This is a genomic window from Streptomyces sp. NPDC001843 (assembly GCF_042891955.1).
Taxonomy (GTDB): domain Bacteria; phylum Actinomycetota; class Actinomycetes; order Streptomycetales; family Streptomycetaceae; genus Streptomyces.
Map to the genome: position 1 here is coordinate 39,976 of NZ_JBIATQ010000002.1, position 21,605 is coordinate 61,580.

Sequence of the window (21,605 nt, forward strand, 5' to 3'; positions counted from 1 at the left end):
GCTTTCCCGCCGCCCCCTCGTCTTTCTGGAGGTCCCCGCCCGATGGCCCAGTCGGTGGGTATCAAGGATGTCGCCCGCGCCGCCGGAGTGTCGGTGGGCACTGTGTCGAACGTCATCAACCGTCCGGACACGGTGGCCTCGCAGACGCGCGCCCGCGTGCAGTCCGCCATAGACCGGCTGGGCTACGTCCGCAGCGAGTCCGCGCGCCAGCTCCGTGCCGGCCGCAGCCGGATCATGGGCCTGCTCGTCCTCGACATGGGCAACCCCTTCTTCGTGGACGTGGCGCGCGGCGCCGAACGGGCGGCGCGTGAGGCCGGGCTCGGCGTGATGGTCTGCAACAGCGCCCAGAGCGCCGGCGAGGAGGCCGAGTACCTGTCTCTCTTCGCCGAGCAGCGGGTGCGCGGCGTGCTGCTCACCCCGGCCGACGCCACCGGGCGCAACATCGACGCGTTCCGGCGGCACGGCATCCCCTTCGTGCTGGTCGACCGGGTCGCCGAGGGCACCACCGAGTGCTCGGTCTCCGTCGACGACGTCGCGGGCGGTGCCCTGGCCGTCCGGCACCTGGTGGACGCCGGCCACCGCTCCATCGCCTACGTCAGCGGCCCGCCCGGTTTCAACCAGGTCAGGGACCGCCGCACCGGCGCCCTGAACGCCCTCGCCGAGGCGGGGCTCGGCCCCGAGGCCCTGCGCGAGCTGCCCACGGAGCGCCTCGACGTGGCCGCCGGGCGGGACGCGGGTGCCCGCCTGCTCGGCCTCGCCGACCGGCCGACCGCGGTGTTCTGCGCCAACGACCTCCTCGCCCTCGGCGTGCTGCAGGCCATGTACGCGGCCGGTGTCGTCGTCCCCGACGACCTCGCCATCGTCGGCTACGACGACATCGAGTTCGCGGCGGCCGCCGCCGTCCCGCTGACCTCCGTACGGCAGCCCGCCGTCACCATGGGCGCCCTTGCCGCCGAACTGCTGCTGGAGGAGACGGAGGCGTCGCAGGACACCGCCAAGGGGCACGAGCACCGCCGGGTGGTGCTCCAGCCGGAGCTGGTGGTGCGCCGCTCCAGTCTCGCCGCCCGTTGACCCACGATTCAGTAACTTTCCATGATCCCGGGGGTCGGACGGCGCACGGACATGTGCTGAACTGGGACGCGACCATCCGTCCGTCCCGGGAGACCAGTTGACCGTCAGCTATCGCCAGCCCGGCGTCGTCCTCACCGACCACCACTTCACCGTCCCCCTGGACCACGCCGACCCGGCGGGCGAGACCATCGAGCTGTACGCCCGGGAAGCCGTCGCGAGCGACAAGGCGGACCGGGACCTGCCGTGGCTGGTCTATCTCACGGGCGGCCCCGGCTTCGGGGCGAACCGTTTCATCGGCAAGCAGGCCTGGCTCGGCCGCGCCCTGGAGGACCACCGTGTCCTCCTCCTCGACCAGCGCGGCACCGGCCGCTCCACGCCCGCCAACCGGCAGACGCTCCCGATGCGCGGCACCCCCGCCGAACAGGCCCGCTACCTCACGCACTTCCGGGCCGACTCCATCGTCCGCGACTGCGAGCTGATCCGCCCCCGGCTCACCGGCGGCGCCCCCTGGACCGTCCTCGGCCAGAGCTACGGCGGCTTCTGCGCGGTGACGTACCTGTCCCTTGCACCGGAGGGCCTGAGCACCGCCGTCATCACCGGCGGCCTGCCCTCCCTCGACGCCCACGCCGACGACGTCTACCGGGCCGCCTACCCCCGTATCGAACGCAAGGTCGTCGCGCACTACGCCCGTTACCCGCAGGACGTCGAACGCGCCCGCCGCATCGCCGACCACCTGCTGACCCACGACGTGGTCCTGCCCAGCGGCCACCGCCTCAGCGTCGAGGCCTTCCAGTCCCTCGGCATCCTGCTCGGCACGAGCGACGGCAGCCACCGCCTGCACTACCTGCTCGAGGACGCCTTCGTCCGCACCCCGCACGGCTGGGAGCTGTCGGACGCCTTCCAGGAGGAGGTCCAGGGCCTGCTGTCGTACGCGAGCCACCCGCTGTACGCCCTGGTCCACGAGACGATCTACGGCCAGGACGACCGCCCCACCGACTGGGCCGCGGAGCGGGTGCGCGCCGAGTTCCCGCAGTTCGACGCGGCCAAGGCCCTCGCGGGCGACGCGCCGCTGCTCTTCACCGGGGAGAGCGTCCACCCCTGGACCTTCGACTGCGACCCGGCCCTGCGCCCCCTGCGCGAGACCGCCGACCTGCTCGCCGCCCGCACCGACTGGCCGCCCCTGTACGACCCCGCACGCCTGGCCGCGAACGAGGTCCCGGCCGTGGCCGCCGTCTACCACGACGACATGTACGTGGACACCACCCACGCACTGCGCACCGCCCGCGCGATCCGGGGCCTGCGCACCTGGGTCACCGACGAGTTCGAGCACGACGGCCTGCGCACCGGCGCGCCCCGCGTACTGGACCGGCTGCTGGCCATGGCCCGTGACGAGGTGTGACACCCCGGCTGCCGCGGGCCGCCGGAAAAGCGGTTGCGCGAGTGGTCGGGCGGCATAGTCTGCGCCCATGACCGAGCCGGAGATCACCCAGCTGCAGCCCATGCCGACCGACTGGCAGCGTGCCCTCGCCGTGGTGGCGCACCCGGACGACCTCGAGTACGGGTGCGCCGCGGCCGTCGCCGCCTGGACCGACGCCGGCCGTGAGGTCGCCTACGTCCTCGCGACCCGCGGCGAGGCGGGCATCGACACCCTGGACCCCGCCGAGTGCGGCCCCTTGCGGGAGCGGGAACAGCGGGCGAGCGCGGCCGTGGTCGGCGTCCCGGTGGTGGAGTTCCTCGGTCACCGGGACGGCGTCGTGGAGTACGGCACCGCCCTGCGCCGTGACATCGCCGCCGCGATCCGCCGCCACCGGCCCGAGCTGGTGATCACCCTCAACCACCGCGACACCTGGGGAGGCGTCGCCTGGAACACCCCGGACCACGTGGCCGTGGGCAGGGCCACGCTGGACGCGGCGGCCGACGCCGCAAACCGGTGGATCTTCCCCGAACTCGCCGCACAGGGCCTGGAGCCCTGGAACGGGGTCCGCTGGGTGGCCGTCGCCGGTTCGGCCTCGCCCACGCATGCCGTCGACGCGACGGCGGGCCTGGAGCGGGCGATCCGGTCGCTGCTCGAACACCGCACCTACATAGAGGCGTTGACCGACGAGGACCCCGAGACGTACGCGCGCGGGTTCCTCACCGCGGGCGCCGACGCCGCCGGTGAACGCTTCGGCGGCAAGCCCGCGGTCGCCTTCGAACTGCTCGCCAGGTAGCACCCATCCACCGACCGAACGGGGACGACATGAACGACACCGAACTCCTGGCCGACCGGTTCCAGGAACAGCGCGGTCAACTCAAGGCCGTGGCCTACCGGATGCTCGGCTCGCTCGCCGAGGCCGAGGACGCGGTCCAGGAGGCCTGGTTACGGCTCGGCCGGACCGACCCGGACGAGATCAGGAACCTCGGCGGCTGGCTGACCACGGTGGTCGGCCGGGTCTGCCTCGACATGCTGCGTTCGCGTACCGCGCGTCGCGAGGAGCCGATCGACGAGGCCTTCGTGCCGGATCCCGTGATCCGGCCGCTGTCCGCCGTCGACCCCGAGCAGGAGGTGCTGCAGGCCGACTCGGTGGGCCTGGCCCTGGTCGTGGTGCTGCAGACGCTGGAGCCCGCCGAGCGGCTGGCGTTCGTCCTCCACGACATGTTCGCCGTGCCCTTCGACGACATCGCGCCCGTCGTCGAGCGCACCCCGGCCTCGACCCGGCAACTGGCCAGCCGGGCCCGCCGCCGGGTACAGGGCGCCACCCCGTCCTCCGACCCCGACCTCGCGACGCAGCGCCAGGTGGTCGACGCCTTCCTGGCGGCCTCCCGCGGCGGCGACTTCGAGGCCCTCGTCGCCCTGCTCCACCCGGACGTGGTGCTGCGCGCCGACGCGGGCGCCCTGGTGCGCGGCGCGGGCGCCTCCAAGGTGGTGCACGGGGCGCGGGTGGTTGCCGAACAGGCCTTCCTGTTCCGCCAGTTCGCGGCCTTCGCGCGGCCGGTGCTGGTCAACGGCTCGCTGGGCCTCGTCACCGCGCCGGAGGGCCGTGCCGTGTCCGTCACCGCCCTCACCGTCGCCGACGGGCGGATCACCGGCATGTACATCCTGGCCGACCCCGAACGCCTGGCCCGGCTGGACCTGCCCGTGCTCACGGAGTGACGGCCACAGCTGATCCGCAGGTCAGTAGGCTGTACCGCATGCCAGATGAGATAGCCGACCGGTCGGAACTACGGGGCGACTGCGCCTCGTGCTTCGGACTGTGCTGCGTCGCCCTGCCCTTCGCCGCCTCGGCGGACTTCGCCCTCGACAAGCCCGCGGGCAAGCCCTGCCCGAACCTCGGGAGCGACCACCGCTGCGGCATCCACTCCCGGCTTCGGGAGAAGGGCTTCACCGGCTGCACCGTCTACGACTGCTTCGGCGCCGGCCAGAAGGTCTCCCAGGTCGTCTTCGGCGGCCAGGACTGGCGCACCGGTTCCCGCGACCACGCCCGCCGTATGTTCGAGGTGTTCCCGGTCGTCCGGCAGCTCCACGAACTGCTCCGGTACCTCACCGAGGCGCTGAGCCTGCCTGCCGCCCGCCCCGTGCACGCCGACCTGCGCCGGGCGCTGGAGGAGACCGAGCGGCTCACCCGGCGGACACCGGAGGAAGTGGCCGGGCTCGACGTGGCCGCCCACCGGCAGGAGGTCAACGTCCTCCTGCTGCGCACCAGCGACCTGGTGCGCGCGGGCTTCGGGGGAAAGAGCGGCAGGAAGAAGGACCGTCGGCACGCGGATCTCATGGGCGCGCGGCTGAAAGGGGCCGACCTGCGCGGGGCCAGTCTGCGCGGCGCCTGCCTCATCGCCGCCGACCTGACCGGCGCGGACCTGCGCGGAGCGGACCTGATCGGTGCCGACCTGCGCGACGCGGACCTCTCGGACGCCGACCTGACCGGCGCCTTCTTCCTCACCCAGCCCCAGCTCGAGGCGGCGCGGGGCAGCGCCGGCACCCGGCTGCCGGAGTCAGTCACCCACCCCGGGCACTGGGCAGCGCGCCGCTGAGGCCGGGCCGTCCTTGTCCCCGGCCGTCACGGGCACGGGTGCGGTGCGCCGTTCCAGCCGCAGGCGCAGGCCCTCCGGCATCAGCGTCAGCCGCTCGGAGACCCGCAGCCGGTAGCCGGGGTCGGCCCGCAGCTCGTAACGGCGCAGCAGCAGGCCGAGGACGAGTGTCGCCTCGTGCAGCGCGAACTGGCGCCCGATGCAGGCCCGCGCCCCCGTGCCGAACGGCTTGAAGACGTGCGGGGCGCGGCCCCGGGCGGCCTTCGCGTCGAACCGGTCCGGGTCGAACCGCTCGGCGTCCGGGCCCCACACCTCGGGATCGCGGTGCAGCATCGGCAGCAGCACCAGCGCCCACGCGCCCCGGCGCATCGGGTGTTCACCGGCCTCCCCGGCCAGCACGGTGTCCTGCCGGGCCTCCCGGCTGAAGGCGGGGGCCGTGGGCCACAGCCGCAGCGACTCGTCGAGGACCCGGCGCACGTAGCGCAGTTTCGCCACCTGCTCGTAGCCGGGCGCCGCCGTGGCGCCCCAGACCCGGTCCACCTCGGCGCGGGCCCGGGCCGCCACCTCCGGGTGCCGGGAGAGGTAGTGCAGGGCGAAGGACAGCGCGCCCGAGGTGGTCTCGTGGCCGGCGACCAGGAAGGTGATCACCTGGTACCGGACGTTCCGGGCGGACAGCCGCTCCCCGGTCTGCGGGTGCGCCGTCGCCAGCATCCGGTCGAGCAGGTCCCCGGCCCCGCCCGTGCCCGCCTCGCGCCGGGCCCGTACGAGGTCGTCGACCGTGCGGCCCAGCAGGGCCGTGTCGGCCGCGTTGCGCCGTGTCGCGCCGCGCAGCAGCAGCGGGGCCAGCGGTGCGGGCACTGTGTTCGTCCGCTGGGCGTAGGTGAGCGTGCCGATCATCGCGGCCACGAAGGGGTGGGGGCGGCCGCGCTCGAAGGAGCCGAAGTCGTGCCCGAACCCGGTGCGGGCGATGGTCTCCAGGGTCAGCTTGGTCATGTCACCGGGCACGTCCACGGCACGTCCGGCCGCCAGCTCCCGGTCCCAGTGGTCGGTCAGCCGCCCGGCCACGTCCAGCATCATCGGGTGGTAGCCCGCCATGGCCTCACGGCTGAAGGCGGGGGCGAGGACGTCGTGGGCCAGCTGCCAGTTGGGTTCGTGGTTGTACGCGGTGAACAGCCCGTCCCCGACGACCGGCCGCAGATTGGCGACCCCGAGGCCCACGTGTTTGGCGAAGCGTGACTCGTCCGCGAGGTCGGCCGCGTACCCGGCACCGGCCACGAACACGAACTCGTTGCCGAACGCCTTGCGGCGGAAGATCGGGCCCAGCCGGCGGGCGAACCGCATCGAGTCCTGCAGCGGTGTGCTCCGGTCGACGCCGAGCACGTCACCGATCAGCGGCACCCGGTACGGCGGACGAGGGATGCGCTCCAGCTCCGGCCAGCCCTGCTCGGCCCCGCGGAAGCCCTTCGGCAGCCCGGTCCCGCCCGGCGCACCGGCGTCCGTCCCAGCCATGACGCGATCTCCCTTGATCCAAGTCACCGGTCGAGCGTGTTGTACGTGAGTTCAATAGCGGGCTTCAGTCTGGGCCGGTTGTTGAACCCGCGTCAAGTAAAGTGCGGGCATGGCCGCCAACCGGGGCACCCGTCGCAGACTCAGCACCACCGAGCGCCGCGAGCAGCTGCTGTCGGTGGGCGCGCGGCTGTTCTCGGAGTCCCCCTACGACGACGTGCTGATCGAGCGGGTCGCCGAGATCGCCGGAGTCTCGCGCGGGCTGCTGTACCACTACTTCCCGGCCAAACGGGACTTCTTCGCGGCGGTCGTGGCGCGCGAGAGCGAGCGCATGCTGCGGATGACGGAGGCCGTGCCGGGGGTGCCGGTGCGCGAGCAGCTCACCGCCGCCCTCGACACCTACCTGGAGTACGTCGAGACCCACGCCCACGGCTTCCGCGCCTTCCACCGCGCCGACGCGGCGGGCGACCAGGACGTGCGCCGGGTCTACCGGCGGGCGCTGGCCGCGCAGGAGAGCCAGATCCTGGCCGCCCTCGCCGCCGACCCGGAGTTCGGCCCGGCCTTCGCGGAGCGCCCAGGGCTCCGCCTGGCGGTGCGTGGCTGGCTGGCCTTCACCACGGCGGTCTGCCTGGAGTGGCTGCGCGGATCGGAGCTGTCCCGGGCCGAGGTGCGGGACCTGTGCGCCCGGGCACTGCTCGGCGTGATCGCGTGAGGAACGGGACGGCCGGGTACCGCCGCGGGCGCTACAGCGGCAGCGCGCAGACGGCGACCGGTGAGGCGAACGGCTCACCCGCGAGCCGCAGCTCCCCGCTGCCGGTGTCCACGTGGAAGACGCTCACCGTGCCCGAGCGCTGGTTCGCGGCGAACAGCAGCCCGCCGTCCGGCGAGAAGGCGATCTGCCGGGGGAAGTCCCCGCCGACCGGCACGGTGTCGACGAGGCGCAGCCGGGCGCCGTCCGCCTCGACGGCGTACCGGGTGATGCTGTTGTCGCCGCGGTTGGCCAGGTAGGCGTACGCGCCGTTCGCGGTCACCAGGATCTGGGCCGGGTAGCTGGTGCCCCCACCGGTGCCCGTGGGCTGCGGGGCGCCGATGGCCAGACGGCCGGTGGCGGGCTCGTAGGCGCACACGGTGACCGTGTTGTCGACCTCGTCGGCCACGTAGGCGTACCGGCCGTCCGGATGGAAGGTGAGGTGGCGCGGGCCGGCGCCGGCTCGTGCGTGGGCCCGGGCGACCTCGGTGAGCGTGCCCATCGCCGGGTCGAGGCGGTAGCTGTAGACGGTGTCGGTGCCCAGGTCGACGGCGAGCACATGGCCGCCGTCGGGGCTGGTGACGATCTGATGGGCGTGCGGACCCTGCTGGCCCGGGCCGGGAGCAGGGCTCGAGTGGGTGACCAGGTCGGTGCGTTCCCCGAGCGCGCCCGTCTTCTCGATCGGGTGCACGGCCACGCTGCCGGATCCGTAGTTGGCGCTGAGCAGCCAGCGCCCGGTGGGGTGTACGGAGAGGTGGCAGGGAGCCGCTCCGCCGGTGCTCCGGGTGCCCAGGACGTGCCGGTCGGCCAGCCGCACGGCGCTCACCCCGCCGTGCGTCCGCTCGTCGACCGCGTACAGGGTGCGGCCGTCCGGATGCACCGCGAGGTACGACGGATCGGCCACGCCGGTGAGGGTCCCCGCGCCGGTGACCCCGCCCGTCACCGGGTCGTACGAGGCCAGGCCGATGCCGGTGCCGCCGCCGTCGACGGAGGTGTACGTACCCAGGTACAGCGGGCGGGGGGACCCGTCGGCGGCCCCGCGCTCCACCCGTGCGGTGGCCGTGCGCTCCCGGGGCGTGGGCGAGTCCGCCCGGGGTGCGGCGGTGGCGGGAACCGCCACCACGGCGGCGGTTCCCGCCGCTGCCCCGACGAACCGGCGCCTGCTCCAGCCGCCGCGCGTCCGCGCCCCACTGTCCATGCCCGCACCTCAGGTCGTCGCTGCCCCGGTCCTGACGGCCACCTTCGCGTGGACCGCGACCGAAGGGCAAGTACGGCAATACCTGTTGCGCAAGCTGCAACGGGCTGCGGTGTCTACCACTCGCCGTCCTCGACTGGCAGGCCCGATGCGTCCTTCAGCTGTGTCACCTGACCGGGCGACGGAGCCTGCCAGGGCTCGAGGTCGTCGCCGAGCCAGTCGCCGACCGGCTTGACGGACTCCAGGGCGTCCGCGGGGGCGAGGTCCTCGGCGTCCTGGTCGTAGTAGTCGTACCAGGGCAGCCCCGCCCTGGTGTACGCCGCCCGGTCCACCGGCGACGGCGGCGGCGCCTCGCCCGTGATACGCCGCCACTGGGGCGGCGTGACCAGGTGCACGAACACCCGCCCCGACGGCTCCTCGGACCAGTGGGCGAGCGGCCGGTCGTCCCGGTAGACCTCCTGGCGCATCGAGCCGCCGACGCCGAGCCCCATGGCCGCGCTGCTTCGCGACCCCGGCGCGGGGGAGGCGCCCGGGGCGGCCATGGCGGCCATGGCGGGGGCGCCCGGGGGGCCGCCGTATCCCCGTGTCCGCTCCCCGGCCCGCCGGGCCCGCTCAAGGGCCCGCTGCTCCTCGCGCCACTCGGTGAGGAGGTCCTCCCGCAGCGGGAACGACCGCAGCTGCACGCCGCCCCACACCTCCTCGCCCGTGACCTGGCCCTCCACCGTCGCGCCCAGCCCCAGCGGCACCGCGACGAACTGGCGGACCGTGCCCTTGCCCGAGTTGATGCCGTCCAGCCAGGGCTGGCGGGGCAGCACGAGATAGTTCTGCGGGTCCCTGGAGAGCCGGTCGCTGAACGGCTTGCCCGACACGGCACATACCTTGCCCACGCCGACCTGCAGAGCGGCCGGCTCCGTGGTGCCCGCGAAGCTCAGCCACATCGCCTCGCGCAGGTACACCGGCAGCAGCACGCCGCCGCGCGCCCGCCACTCCTCGGGCACCGCGTCGGCGTGGTCGGCGATCCGCCGGACGGGGAACTCGCCCAGCCCGGGCGGCAGCGGATGCGTGCCCGACTCCGGGAGGCGCAGGGTGCGTACGAACCGCACCGCCAGTCCGCCCGGCAGGCGAAGTGTGTTCCCGTCGATCCGTACGGCCGTGCCGCTCATCCGCACGCCCCCTTCCGCGTCAGCCGATTTCTCTCCTCACGGGAAACGCCTGCCGGCCCCCAGGCGGTTCCGGTGCATCTGCTCGTACACCCCGATGCGCTCCCGCAGCCGGGTCAGCCACGGCATCCGGGCGCGCTGCTCGCGGGAGACGCGGTCCAGCTCCTCCAGCAGGCGCCGCGAGCGGTGCTCGGTGTCGAGCTCGTCGATGATCCGGTTGACCTCGGTCAGCACGGCGCCGAGCAGCTGCCAGGACCGGGTGTCCCGCTCGGCCTCCGCCCTGAGCGTCACGGCCACCTTGTCGCGGGTGGCGGCGGCCGTGTGCAGCTCGGCGGTGAGCCGGGCCTCCGCCGACTCGGCGTTGCGGCTGAGGTCGGTGGTCACCAGCACGGCGAAGCTCACCACGGCGTCGGCGATCTCGGACAGCAGCTGCTGCACCGCGGCGCCCGTCTCCGGCGAGAACATCGGCTCGGGATCACGAGCCTTGGCCAGGTCGGTGAAGGAGCGGGCCAGTACGCGCAGCACGACCGTGCAGATCTCCAGCGTGTCCAGTCCCGTGCGCAGCACCACCCGGTGCAGCAGGCCCTCGCGCACCCGGGGATTGAGCCGCAGGCTGTCCTCGGCCTGCCGCAGCTCCGCGTCCACCTCGATGATGTCGTGGTCGAGCCGCCGTGCCTCGTACAGCCGCGCGGTGGCCTCCTCCACCGGGGTCTCCTCGGCGGCCTCCTCACCCATCCGCAGCATCAGCCGCCGCACCCGCCGCGCCAGCCCCTCGATGGACTCCCCGGCCTTGTCCACCCACACCGGGGGAGCCAGCAGGAGGTTGCAGGCCATGCCGACGCCGGCACCGATCAGCGTCTCCACGATGCGGGCCCAGGCGGTGTACCCGATGGTGGTGACGCCGAGCACCAGCATGGCGCTGATCGCCACCTCGGCCACGTACTCGTTGACCCGCACCACGTGCCCCACGCCCAGCGCGGCCACGATCAGCAGCGCCAGGCTCCACCAGGTCAGGCCCACCAGCAGGCTGAACGCGATGGCGACCAGGACACCCGCGACCACGGCGTTCACCCGGCGGATGCCGTTCTGCAGCGTGGCGTAGAAGGTCACCTGGACGACCAGCAGGGCGGTCAGGGGCGCGGTCAGCGGTGCCGGTTCCGGGCTCAGCCGCAGCGCGATGACATAGGCGATCGAGGCCGCGACGGCCGACCGCAGGGCTTGGACGACCACCGGGTCGCGCCTGAGTCCCAGGAAACGCGACAGGGGCGCCGTCCACTCTCGTACTACTTGCATCGCTTGCACCCGTTCCCGTTCAGGTGACTCATCGAACACATTCGATGGGCCGGGTGGCAAGCAGCCACCACGAACCTCACCGGTCGGGGTCGGGGGAGCCGGGCCGGGGAAGGCCTGGCCTCAGGCGTACAGCTTGTCCAGGAAGGCGGACAGGTGGCCCGTCGTGCGGGCTATCTGCTCCTCCAGGGTGAGGCTCTCCTCGAAGCGCGCCCCGGAGTCGGGGAGCTTCTTCCCGCGTACGTACAGGGAGCAGGCCAGGTCGGTGCACATGTACAGGCCGACCGAGTTGCCCTCGCGGCCCGCCGGGCCCGCCTTGCGCGCCGCCATCAGGGACACGCCGCCTCCGCGATGGGTCGTCAGGCACAGCGAGCACATGCTGCGGTGCAGGAACCCGCGCTGCGAGGACGGGAAGCGCAGCGCCACGCCGACCGGCCGGCCGTACCGCTCGGTGACGAGGTAGCTGCGGTCCGGCGCGCCGGGATCCCGCCAGCCGAGGAAATCCAGGTCGGCCCAGGGGCGTTGGTCGAGGTCGCGGGGGAGCGTCAGCCGCTTGGCGTCGCCCTTCGAGCAGTTGATGAAGGAGCTGCGGATGTCCTGCTCGGTGAGGGATTTCATGGGTAGGTCTCTCTGAGAGAATGAAACCTAGGGGGACTAGGTTTTTGCCTAGCGTAGACGGCATCACGAGGGGGAGCCAATGGATTTCCGCACCACCGGGCCGGCGCGGGCCCGGGCGGCGCTGCGCCATGTCGCGGCACTCTCCTCCGGTCCCGCCGTCGACCCGGACCTGCGCATCACCCTGAACTTCCACCCCGACCGGGTCTCCGGCGGCCTGCCCCTGCTGCGGGCGCTGGCCAGGGACGGCGCGTACCACTCGCAGTTCGTCACCGGCACCAGCAACGGCGGACTCACCGCACACGCCGGTGGCGACCGCTGGCGCTGGGAGAGCCGTATCTTCGGCGGCGCCTATGACGACGCGCCCGCACGGGAGCGACCCGTCTACGGCGCACTCGACTTCCGCCGGCAAGTGGTCGGCGCCGCACCGCGGTTCGGCTCCTCCTGCTTCCGCCTGACGTCCCCGGTCCTGGCCCGCGCGACCTTCTGCTACCCCGACAGCGCGGCCGAGCCGGCCGACTTCGGCGTGGCGGCCGGGATGTCACTGATCGCCCTGGCCGAGGCGGACGAGCAGGACGCGCTCAACGACTACATCGAGGCACACGTGCACGGAGGAGTGCTGCTGGACCGGGACGTGGAGGCGCTCGTCCTGGACGCGAGCTACCGCGGCACGCCCGTCGAGGCCGCGGCCAGGCTGCTGCCCTGCCCGCTGGAATGGCACCCCGGCTACCGGCTGACCGTGCCCGAACTGCGCCGCCGCGCCGACTACCGCGGTCCGCAGTACGCCGCACTGGGCGCCGCCATCGCCGAGGACGGCCTGCTCACCCCGAGGGTCATCGGCGACGCGGCCCGCACCGGCCAGCACCTCCTGCAGGACCTGAAGATGGTGTGGCACACCCTCGCCCGGTTCGGCGCCCCCGAAGGCGCGGGCACGGCCTACTCCGCCTCCGCGGCCGTCGGCACCGGCGGCCAGACACCGGCCGCGAGCACTCCGGACGCATAGGCCCGGGCGACCAGTTCCGTACGGTTGGCGGCGCCCCAGCGGGCCGACAGCCGGCGCAGGTGATAGGTCACCCCGTCCGTGGTGAGCCCCAGCTCGCGCGCGGCCCGCGTCGTGGTGGCGCCCCCGGCGAGCAGCGCGAGCACCCGCCCCTCCACCGGCGTGACCCGCGCGGGCTCCTCCGCGTGCCGCTCACGCTCACCGAGCACCCGCAGCATCACCAGCAGCGCGGGCGTCTCCTCGACGGAGTCGCTCACCGGATCCGCCGTCAGCTCCCCGTACCGCTCGGCACCACCGGGCGCCCGCCAGCGCACCGACACCTGGTACCGCGACCGGTGCCGCAGCCGCAGCGCCTCGGCGATCCGCTCCACCTGCGTCGTCTCCTGGGGCCGGAACAACTCCAGCACGTCCCGTCCGTGCAGCCGCCCCGGCGTCGTACCGCACTCGGCGGCCATCGCCGGGTTGGCGAGCACCACCACCCCGTACACGTCGCACACGGCGACCGGCACCGCGATCCGGTCGAACAGCGTCAGCGCACGGTTGCGCCACACCACGGCCTCGATCCGGCCCGCCTCCACCCGCACCTCCCGCCGCCTCGCGCTCCTGTCCCTGTCCGTCCATCCAAGACGGGTACTCAGGTCAGGGGCAAACCGGTGGCCCGACCGGGGGGGGTGCACGGCACAATCGCCGATCGTGGAGATCACCGCCCGCGAACTGAACCGGGCCACCCTCGCCCGCCAACTCCTCCTGAAGCGTGAGCCGTCGGACATCGGTGCGGCCGTGCGCCGCGTGGTCGCGCTGCAGGCGCAGTATCCCGCCTCGCCGTACGTGGCGCTGTGGAACCGCGTCGACGGCTTCGACCCGGACGACCTGGACGCCGCCTTCGCCGACCGCACTCTGGTCAAGGCGACCCTGATGCGGATCACCCTGCACGCCGTCCACGCCGACGACCACCGGGTGTTCCGTGAGGCGATGCAGCAGACGCTGTACGCGTCCCGGCTCGGTCACCGCTTCGCCGCCGCGGGACTGACTCCCGGGGACGCGCACGCACTCCTGCCGGACTTGCTCGCCTTCGCGGAACAGCCGCGCAGCGCCGACGAGTTGCGGGCCTGGCTGGCGGCGCGGCTGGGGGCCGAGAAGACGCCAGGGGCATGGTGGGGGCTGAAGGCGTACGCGACGCTGCTGCACGTCGCGACCGGCGGGCCCTGGTCGTTCGGCGCCCGGGCGTCGTTCGTCGCCGCGCCGACCGGCCCGCCGCCCACCGACCGCGAGGCGGTGCCGCAGGCGTTGCAGGCGCTCGTCCTGCGCTACCTGGCCGCGTTCGGGCCGGCTTCCGTCGCGGACATCGCGCAGTTCGGCATGGTGCCCCGGGCCCCGGTCCGGCAGGCGCTGCGCGCGCTCGGCGACGCCGTGGAGGAGCTGAAAGGGGCGGACGGCACCGTCCTGTTCGACGTCCCCGGTGCTCCGCGGCCGCCCGCGGACACACCGGCGCCGCCCCGGCTGCTCGGGATGTGGGACAGCGTCCTCCTCGCCCACGCCGACCGCACCCGGGTGATCCCCGAGGACCTGCGCCGGGTGGTGATCCGGGTCAACGGCGACGTACTGCCCACACTGCTGGTGGACGGCCGGGTCGCCGGTGTGTGGCGTCCGGTCGAGGGCGGTGTCGAGGCGACGGCCTTCCGCGAACTGGCGCCCGGCGCCTGGGACGGACTCGCCGAGGAGGCCCGTTCGCTGACCGCCCTGCTGGCCCGCCGTGAGCCCAGGGCCTACAGCCGCTACGAACACTGGTGGCGAAGGCTCCCCGACGGCCAGGTACGCCTACTCCCCGGCTGACGGCCCGCGCAAGCCCTTGCGGGGACTTTCCCCTGCACGATCGTGTAGTGCCGTGGTACGGCCGGGGGGCGCGGTTCGAGCACGCTGGTGCGCAGTACCAGCCGTACCGCGAAAGGCACTTGTCGCGTCATGCCCCCCACCGCGCCGCACCCCACCCCCGCAGACGTCCTCCCCGTCGTCGACATCACCGCCACCGGTCCCGGCCGCACACCGATCCAGCAGGTCATGCGGCTCATGCGGGAGCACGGACCGGCACTGGTGCGGCGGCTGCACGGCCGGGACACGCTGTTCGTCGCCGACGCCGCCCTGGTGGCCGACCTCGCCGACGAGGAGCGGTTCGCCAAGCACGTCGGCCCGGCCCTGGAGAACGTGCGGGAGTTCACCGCCGACGGACTGTTCACCGCGTACAACGACGAGCCCAACTGGGCCCGGGCGCACGACATCCTGATGCCCGCCTTCGCGCTCGGGTCGATGCGCACCTACCATCCGGTCATGCTGAAGGTGGCCCGGCGGCTCATCGCCGCCTGGGACCGGGCGGCCCGGGACGGGCAGGCGGTCGACGTCCCCGACGACATGACCCGCATGACCCTCGACACCATCGGCCTCGCCGGATTCGGCTACGACTTCGGCTCTTTCGAGCGCCGCGAACCGCACCCCTTCGTCGAGTCGATGGTCCGCTGCCTGGAGTGGAGCATGACCCGCCTCGCCCGCACCCCGGGCGGCGACTACTCGGCGGCCGACGCGGCCTTCCGGACCGACGCCGACTATCTCGCCCGGGTCGTCGACGACGTCATCGCCTCCCGGGCCGGCACCGACCAGAGCGCCGCCGACGACCTCCTCGGGCTGATGCTCACCGCCGAACACCCCGCCGACGGCGGCAGGCTGGACACCGCCAACATCCGCAACCAGGTCATCACCTTCCTGATCGCCGGACATGAGACGACCTCCGGCGCGATGTCCTTCGCTCTGTACCACCTGGCCAAGCACCCCACCGCGCTCCGACTCGTCCAGCGCGAGGCCGACGCCCTGTGGGGCGACGACGCCGACCCCGAGCCGACGTACGAGGAGGTCGGCAGGCTCACCTACACCCGCCAGGTCCTGGGCGAGGCGCTGCGGCTGTGGCCGACGGCTGCCGCCTTCAGCCGGCACGCCCTTCAGGACACGCTGCTCGGCGGCCGGGTCCCGCTGCGTGCCGGACAGGCCGTCACCGTGCTCGCCCCGATGCTGCACCGGCAGCCCGTCTGGGGTGACAACCCCGAGCTGTTCGACCCCGACCGGTTCACCGCCGAAGCGGAGGCGGCCCGGCCCGTGCACGCCTACAAGCCGTTCGGCACCGGTGAACGCGCCTGCATCGGGCGGCAGTTCGCGCTGCACGAGGCGACGATGCTGCTGGCGATGCTCGTCCACCGCTATCGGCTGCACGACCACGCCGACTATGCGCTCACCGTGAAGGAGACCCTCACCCTCAAGCCCGAGGGCTTCACCCTCACCCTGACCCCGCGCACCCCCGCCGACCGCGAGCACGCCCCGCTGCCGGGCGCCACCCCCGCCCGGACCCCCGAGGCCACCGACACGGCCGCCCTCCCGGCCCGGGTCCGTCCCGGCACCGGCGCCCTGTTCCTGCACGGCAGCAACTACGGCACCTGCCGCGACTTCGCCGGCCGACTCGCCGACGAGGCCGCCGCCCTCGGCTGCGAGACCGACACCGCGCCGCTGGACGCCTACGCCGGCGGCCTGCCCACCGACCGCCCGGTCGTCATCACCGCCGCCTCCTACAACGGCCGCCCCACCGATGACGCCACCGCCTTCACCGCCTGGCTCGACGAGACCCCGGACCTGACCGGAGTGACGTACGCCGTCCTCGGCGTCGGCGACCGCAACTGGGCCGCCACCTACCAGCAGGTCCCGACCCGCGTCGACGCCCGCCTCGCCGAACTCGGCGCCGCCCGGCTCACCGACCGCGCCGCCGCCGACGCGTCCGGTGACCTGACCGGCGCGGTCCGTGAATTCACCGCCCGGCTGCGCACCGCCCTCCTGGAGCGGTACGGCGACCCCGACGCCACCGCCTCCGCCCAGGCCGAGCCCACCACGGCGTACGAGGTCCGCACCCTGACCGGCGGCCCGCTGGACGCGCTCGCCGAGCGGCACGGGCTCGTCCCCATGACGGTCACCGAGACCCGCGACCTCACCGCCCCGGGGTACCCCCGCACCAAGCGCTTCCTGCGCGTCGCCCTGCCCGAGGGCGTCACCTACCGCACGGCCGACCACCTCACCGTCCTGCCCGCCAACGACCCCGGCCTCGTGGCGCGCGCCGCCGCGGCACTGGGCGCCGACCTCGACACCGTCCTGGACGTCCGGGCCGCCCGACCGCGCCGCGACGGCCTCCCGGTGGACCGGCCGCTGACCGTGCGCCAACTGCTCACGCACCACGTGGAGCTACAGGAGCGCCCGACCCCGGCGCAGCTGTCCGCGCTCGCCGCGGCCAACCCCTGCCCGCCCGAGCGGGCCGCCCTCGCCGCCCTGAGCGACGACCCGCGCACCCTCGTCGAGGTGATCGAGGACCACCCGGCCCTGAGCGGCGTCCTGGACTGGGGCCGGCTCCTCGACGTGCTCACGCCGTTGCGCCCCCGGCACTACTCCATCTCCTCCTCGCCCGCCGTCGACCCCGGCCACGCGGAGCTGATGGTCTCCCTCCTCCAGGCGCCCGCACGCTCCGGCAAGGGCGTCTACCGGGGCACCGGCTCCGGCCACCTCGCCGCGCTCCGGCCCGGCGACACGGTGCTCGCCCGGGTCCAGCCCTGCCGGGAGGCGTTCCGGATCGACGACAGCGCGCCGATCGTCATGATCGCGGCGGGCACCGGTCTCGCCCCGTTCCGGGGCGCCATCGCCGACCGCACCGCCGCACTCGCCGCCGGTGCCGAACTCCCGCCCGCCGTCTGCTACTTCGGCTGCGACGCCCCCGACGCCGACTTCCTCCACGCGGACGAGCTGCGCGCCGCCGAGACCGCCGGGGCCGTCTCGCTGCGCCCGGCCTTCAGCGCGGCGCCCGAGGACGGGGTGATGTTCGTCCAGCACCGCATCGCCGCGGAGGCCGACGAGGTGTGGCGGCTGCTGGACGCCGGCGCCCGGGTGTACGTCTGCGGCGACGGCGCACGCATGGCACCAGGAGTGCGTGAGGCGTTCCGTACCCTGTACCGGGACCGCACGCCCGGCGCCGACGCGGCGGCGGCCGAGCAGTGGCTCGACAGGCTGATGGAGCACGGCCGTTACATCGAGGACGTGTACACGGCCGGCTGACCCGAAGGGGAGGGGTGGGCGCACGATGGCGGACTCCTGGGAAAGGGCCCGGCGCGTTCTGGAGGACTGCCGGATACCGCCCGGCCTGCTGGCCGACGTGCGCCCGCTGAGCGGCGGCACCTACAACACCGTGGAGGAGCTCCGGCTCACCGACGGCAGCCGGTACGTGCTGAAGGTCCCGCCCACCGCCCCAGGTCTGCGCCACGAGGCGCGGCTGCTGGTCGCCGAGGCGGAGTTCTGCCGGGTCGCCGCCGAGGCCGGGGTTCCGGCGCCGCGCGTGGTGGCCCTCGCGGGCGACACGGGCGAACCCCATCTGCTGATGACCCTCTGCCCGGGCGAACCCTGGGACACGTCGGTGACCGAGGCCGAACGCGTCGAGCTGCGCACGGAGCTGGGCCGCCAGGTCGCCCGGCTGCACCGGCTGCACGGGCCGGGCTTCGGCTATCCGTCCGGTGCCCTCGGACCGCTCGCCCGGGACTGGCGGACCGCGTTCACCGCGATGTTCGAGGCGATCCTCGACGACGCCCGTGACTACGCGGCCCGGCTGCCCCGCCCGGTCGACGCGGTGGCCCGCACCGCGCGCGCCGCGTACCCCGCGCTGGAGGAGGTCGTCGTCCCGCGCCCCGTCCACTTCGACCTGTGGCCGGGCAACATCCTGCTGGACCGTTCGGCCGGCGGCGTGCGCATCGGCGGCCTCATCGACGGTGAGCGGATGTTCTGGGGCGACCCCGTGGCCGACTTCGTCTCCCTCGCCCTGCTCGGCGACATCAGCCGGGACGAGGCGTTCCTCGCGGGCTACCGCGCCGCCGGGGGAGTGGCCGGGCTGGACGGCCCGTCCCGGCTCCGGCTCGCCCTCTACCGCGCCTACCTCTACCTGATCATGCTCACCGAGACCATCCCGCGGGCGGTGGGGGCGGACAAGGAGCGCTGGGTCCAGGAGACGGTGGCCCCGCAGCTCGTCGCCGCCCTCGACGAGATCGAGGAGGCGGCACCGCCCTCCCGGGCCCGCTGACCCCTCCGGCTCAGGCCGAGGGCTCGTCCGGCACGGGGTTGTCCGTCTGCTCCGGTGCCGGGCGCGGCGCGTCCTGCCGTCCCGTCCCGGCTTCGTCGGTGTCGGGAAGGTCCTTCCCGGCGCTGTCGTCGCGTCCCTGACCCGCGGCCGCTTCCCACGGGTCCTCACCGGGTTGTGCCTGCTGGTCCGGAAGGTCCCGCGGGACGGGCGCGGTGCCCTCCCCGGGGCCGTGCCGGCGGTTGTCGGCCACTGCCTTCTCCCCTCGGGTTGTTGTCGGACGTAGGTGAGTACCAGCCCTATGACCTGCGAAACCTCAGCCGATCTTGCGGCCCCGCAGCGGTTCGGTGTCCGCCCCCGCGCCCTGCTGCAGCCCGCCCAGGAACTCCTGCAGCACGTCCGTCGCGGTGTGCTCCGGCCGCCAGCCGAGTTCGGAGTGCGCGCGCGTGCAGTCCATCAGGGGCAGCCGCAGCACCGCGTCGAACAGATGCGGTGAGGCGGGCAGCAGGTGCAGCCCCCAGGCGGCGGCGACCGCGGACCGGGCCGCCGTACGGGGCAGCCGCACCGGACGGGTGCCGAGCATCCCGCCCAGCAGATCCGCGTCGACCGGCGGATCGGCCGCCAGGTTGAAGGCGCCGCGCGCGTCCGGCGAGCGCAGCGCCAGCTGATACGCCCTCGCCGCGTCGTCGGTGTGCAGCGCCTGCACCCGCAGCCCGGGCACGTCCGGGAGGAACGGCAGCAGTTCGGGACGGGCCAGCGGGCCCGGCAGGAAGCGGCCACCGAAGATCCGGCGCTGCTCGCTCGCCGACTGACGCTTGAAGAGGAAGGCCGGCCGCATGCGCACCACCCGCACGTCGGGATGGTCGCGCTCGAAGATGTCCAGCGTCCGCTCCAGGTACGCCTTCTCGCGGCAGTACGCGGCGTCCGGCCAGCCGTGGGTCGGCCACGACTCGTCCACCGTCTGATCCTTGGGGCCAGGTGAGTAGGCGCCGACCGACGAGGCGTGCACCAGCACCGGCACCCGCGCCGCGGCCACCGCCTCGAACACCCTGATGCTGCCGAGCACGTTGGTCCGCCAGGTCTTCGCCGGGTCGTGTGTCGGCTGGAACGCCCACGCCAGGTGGACGACGGCGTCGGCCCCCGCGAACCGCTCGGCGAGATCGGCCTGTTCCGATCCCACGTCGACGCGGGACCACTCGGTCTTCGGGGGCATCCACTCGGGCGTCCGGCGGGCCAGACCCCGCACCCACTCGACCTCCGGATCCTGCGCCAGCAGGCGCACCACGCTCGTACCCACGTTGCCGGTGGCGCCCGTCACCACGACCCTGCTACCCGTTGCGCTGCTCACCCTCGGCTCCTCTCGGCGGCTGACGGCCGGACGGCCCGAGTACCCGGCTCGCCCGGTGCGCACGCGCGAAGCGGACATGGGAAAGCCCCGACCGGACGGGGGAAGACCGGTCGGGGCAGCAAGGTGGTGGGCGCGGATGGCGGTCGCCTCTCGGCGAAAGGCTCCACAGGGCTTCAGCCGAACGATCGTCCCTGTGGGCAAAAGGTGAGGCCCGGGGACACTGTCCCATCCGCACCCACGTCGGGTTCAACGGACAACCACCGGTGGTTGTTCCGATGTGTACCGTCCTGTGCGGTGATGTGCGTCACTGTCCGGAGTCGTCGGTGGAGCGGGGAGCGGTCTCCGCCCACAGGTTCTCGGCCTGCAGCAGCATCGTGCCCAGGACCGCCGCCCGCGGCGCCTCCCATCCCTCGTGCTCACGCAGACCCTCCTGCAGTTGCCGGCGCAGCTCCAGTCGCGCCTCCTCGGCGCGGTCGTCGTCGTCCTGTCCGTCGCCGGGGTCCCCGCCGCAGCGGGCGCCGCCGTCCCCGCCGGGCCGCCCGCCCAGCAGACGGTCGCTCTCCTTGTGGCACGACCGGGCGATCAGCTCCAGCAGTTCCGCGTACGGCTTCAGCAGCGCCGGGTCCGGAGGCGTGGCCGTACGGCCGTCGTCGGCGGAGACCGCGAGCGTCCGGGTCAGGGCGCGGACGTGACCGGTGACCCGGCTCCAGCGCTCGTCCTCGTCCTCCGGCGGCACGTCCGAGGGGGCCCGGCGAAAGGCGCGCAGCACACGGTTGGTCAGCCGCAGGCTCTCCCGGCTCCAACCGCGGGCCGAGCGCAGCGCATCCAGACAGTGTTCGAGCCGGGACGAGGCGTGCGACCACTCGGCCGCGGTGTCGGCGTCCCAGTCCCCGCGCCTGAGACCTTCGGCGACGGTGCACAGCACATCACCCACCTGCCGGGCCAGCGTCGCGAGGTTCTCCCGCACGTCCCGCAGATGGATCGGCGGCACCACGAACGCGTTGACCGCCACCCCGATCACCGCGCCCAGCGCGGACTCGCCCACCCGGTGCCCGGCCGAGGCCGCCGTGACGCTGCCGGAGGCCAGGGTGAACACCGCCGTGGTCGCCCCGTAGATGCCCTGGTTGCCGAAGCGCGACCAGTTCGCCAGCAGCATGAGCACCGGCAGGGAAATGGCGAGCGCGCCCAGCGTGTTCCCGGCGACCGCCTGCGCCGCCGTGCCGAGCAGTGTGCCGATGCAGATCGCCGCGAGCTGCTGCGCCGCCTGCCGCAGCGAGCTGTACACCGTGGCCTGCACCATGAGCAGCGCGACCCAGGGTGCCATCATGGCCATCGGGTCGCTCAGCCAGTCGCTCGCCACGTACCAGGCCAGCAGCGCGGCCCCGGCGGCCTTGAGCGACTGCACCACCAGGTCCCGCTCCCGGCCCGGCCCCCGCCAGGCGGCCCGGATGGACCTGCCGACGCCCGACGCACCCCGGGACAGTGCCTGTCGTGGTATCCATGTCACGCTCGTCATGTTGTGCGG

19 protein-coding genes are annotated in these 21,605 nt (G+C 73.8%); 10 read left to right on the top strand and 9 right to left on the bottom strand.

Annotated features, from left to right (window positions below):
- Positions 1-42: 42 nt before the first annotated feature.
- The 5 genes from ACFYZQ_RS05655 to ACFYZQ_RS05675 all read left to right on the top strand — a co-directional run bounded on the left by ACFYZQ_RS05655 (position 43) and on the right by ACFYZQ_RS05675 (position 5,082).
- A complete protein-coding gene (locus tag ACFYZQ_RS05655) occupies positions 43-1,071 on the top strand; it encodes a LacI family DNA-binding transcriptional regulator (RefSeq protein ID WP_389141997.1) in 1,029 nt (342 codons plus the stop codon).
- Positions 1,072-1,168: 97 nt separating this feature from the next.
- The gene (locus ACFYZQ_RS05660; RefSeq protein ID WP_389141999.1) at positions 1,169-2,470 is read left to right on the top strand and encodes an alpha/beta fold hydrolase; all 1,302 of its coding nucleotides are present in this window, start codon (positions 1,169-1,171) and stop codon (positions 2,468-2,470) included.
- Positions 2,471-2,537: 67 nt separating this feature from the next.
- Positions 2,538-3,281 carry a PIG-L deacetylase family protein gene (locus ACFYZQ_RS05665; RefSeq protein ID WP_389142001.1) on the top strand — a complete coding sequence of 248 codons (744 nt, stop codon included), beginning with the start codon at positions 2,538-2,540 and terminating at the stop codon, positions 3,279-3,281.
- 29 nt (positions 3,282-3,310) lie between these two features.
- Positions 3,311-4,204, top strand: a complete 894-nt coding sequence (sigJ, locus tag ACFYZQ_RS05670; protein ID WP_389142003.1) for an RNA polymerase sigma factor SigJ — start codon at positions 3,311-3,313, stop codon at positions 4,202-4,204.
- A gap of 38 nt (positions 4,205-4,242) precedes the next feature.
- Positions 4,243-5,082: a pentapeptide repeat-containing protein gene (locus ACFYZQ_RS05675; protein WP_389142005.1), complete on the top strand. Its 840-nt coding sequence runs from the start codon at positions 4,243-4,245 to the stop codon at positions 5,080-5,082.
- On the opposite strand, the gene ACFYZQ_RS05680 is transcribed toward ACFYZQ_RS05675, so the two are convergent.
- Complete coding sequence (locus tag ACFYZQ_RS05680) at positions 5,044-6,588, bottom strand: cytochrome P450 (protein WP_389142007.1); 1,545 nt, start codon at positions 6,586-6,588, stop codon at positions 5,044-5,046. The genes ACFYZQ_RS05675 and ACFYZQ_RS05680 overlap by 39 nt on opposite strands.
- Before the next feature lie 109 nt (positions 6,589-6,697).
- On the opposite strand from ACFYZQ_RS05680, the gene ACFYZQ_RS05685 reads away from it, so the two are divergent.
- On the top strand, positions 6,698-7,297 hold the full coding sequence (locus tag ACFYZQ_RS05685; RefSeq protein ID WP_389142009.1) for a TetR/AcrR family transcriptional regulator: 600 nt from the start codon (positions 6,698-6,700) through the stop codon (positions 7,295-7,297).
- 31 nt (positions 7,298-7,328) lie between these two features.
- Here the strand turns inward: ACFYZQ_RS05685 and ACFYZQ_RS05690 are convergent, their stop codons facing one another.
- The 4 genes from ACFYZQ_RS05690 to ACFYZQ_RS05705 form a co-directional block, all read right to left on the bottom strand.
- On the bottom strand, positions 7,329-8,531 hold the full coding sequence (locus ACFYZQ_RS05690; protein WP_389142011.1) for a lactonase family protein: 1,203 nt from the start codon (positions 8,529-8,531) through the stop codon (positions 7,329-7,331).
- Positions 8,532-8,644: 113 nt separating this feature from the next.
- Positions 8,645-9,691, bottom strand: coding sequence for a hypothetical protein (locus ACFYZQ_RS05695; protein WP_389142013.1), 1,047 nt, complete (start codon positions 9,689-9,691; stop codon positions 8,645-8,647).
- Positions 9,692-9,727: 36 nt separating this feature from the next.
- Positions 9,728-10,981: an aromatic acid exporter family protein gene (locus tag ACFYZQ_RS05700; protein WP_389142015.1), complete on the bottom strand. Its 1,254-nt coding sequence runs from the start codon at positions 10,979-10,981 to the stop codon at positions 9,728-9,730.
- Positions 10,982-11,101: 120 nt separating this feature from the next.
- Entirely contained in the window at positions 11,102-11,596 is a 495-nt protein-coding gene (locus ACFYZQ_RS05705; protein ID WP_389142017.1) for an FBP domain-containing protein, read from the bottom strand.
- A 79-nt stretch (positions 11,597-11,675) separates the two neighbouring features.
- Here ACFYZQ_RS05705 and ACFYZQ_RS05710 point away from each other — a divergent pair, with 79 nt between their 5' ends.
- On the top strand, positions 11,676-12,596 hold the full coding sequence (locus ACFYZQ_RS05710) for a DUF3626 domain-containing protein (RefSeq protein ID WP_389142019.1): 921 nt from the start codon (positions 11,676-11,678) through the stop codon (positions 12,594-12,596).
- Here the strand turns inward: ACFYZQ_RS05710 and ACFYZQ_RS05715 are convergent.
- Positions 12,530-13,171 (bottom strand): PAS domain S-box protein, encoded by a 642-nt coding sequence (locus ACFYZQ_RS05715; protein ID WP_389143189.1) that lies wholly within the window; start codon positions 13,169-13,171, stop codon positions 12,530-12,532. The two genes, ACFYZQ_RS05710 and ACFYZQ_RS05715, sit on opposite strands and share 67 nt — an antisense overlap.
- A gap of 115 nt (positions 13,172-13,286) precedes the next feature.
- Between ACFYZQ_RS05715 and ACFYZQ_RS05720 the strand changes: the two genes are divergently transcribed.
- From ACFYZQ_RS05720 to ACFYZQ_RS05730, 3 genes are all read left to right on the top strand, one after another.
- A complete protein-coding gene (locus ACFYZQ_RS05720) occupies positions 13,287-14,426 on the top strand; it encodes a winged helix DNA-binding domain-containing protein (RefSeq protein WP_389142021.1) in 1,140 nt (379 codons plus the stop codon).
- 129 nt (positions 14,427-14,555) lie between these two features.
- Positions 14,556-17,723, top strand: a complete 3,168-nt coding sequence (locus ACFYZQ_RS05725; RefSeq protein ID WP_389142023.1) for a cytochrome P450 — start codon at positions 14,556-14,558, stop codon at positions 17,721-17,723.
- A 25-nt stretch (positions 17,724-17,748) separates the two neighbouring features.
- Positions 17,749-18,735 carry a phosphotransferase family protein gene (locus tag ACFYZQ_RS05730; RefSeq protein WP_389142025.1) on the top strand — a complete coding sequence of 329 codons (987 nt, stop codon included), beginning with the start codon at positions 17,749-17,751 and terminating at the stop codon, positions 18,733-18,735.
- A 10-nt stretch (positions 18,736-18,745) separates the two neighbouring features.
- On the opposite strand, the gene ACFYZQ_RS05735 is transcribed toward ACFYZQ_RS05730, so the two are convergent.
- From ACFYZQ_RS05735 to ACFYZQ_RS05745, 3 genes are all read right to left on the bottom strand, one after another.
- A complete protein-coding gene (locus ACFYZQ_RS05735; RefSeq protein WP_389142027.1) occupies positions 18,746-18,985 on the bottom strand; it encodes a hypothetical protein in 240 nt (79 codons plus the stop codon).
- 63 nt (positions 18,986-19,048) lie between these two features.
- A complete protein-coding gene (locus ACFYZQ_RS05740; protein ID WP_389142029.1) occupies positions 19,049-20,080 on the bottom strand; it encodes an SDR family oxidoreductase in 1,032 nt (343 codons plus the stop codon).
- A gap of 304 nt (positions 20,081-20,384) precedes the next feature.
- Positions 20,385-21,596, bottom strand: a complete 1,212-nt coding sequence (locus ACFYZQ_RS05745; protein ID WP_389142031.1) for an aromatic acid exporter family protein — start codon at positions 21,594-21,596, stop codon at positions 20,385-20,387.
- Positions 21,597-21,605 lie beyond the last annotated feature (9 nt).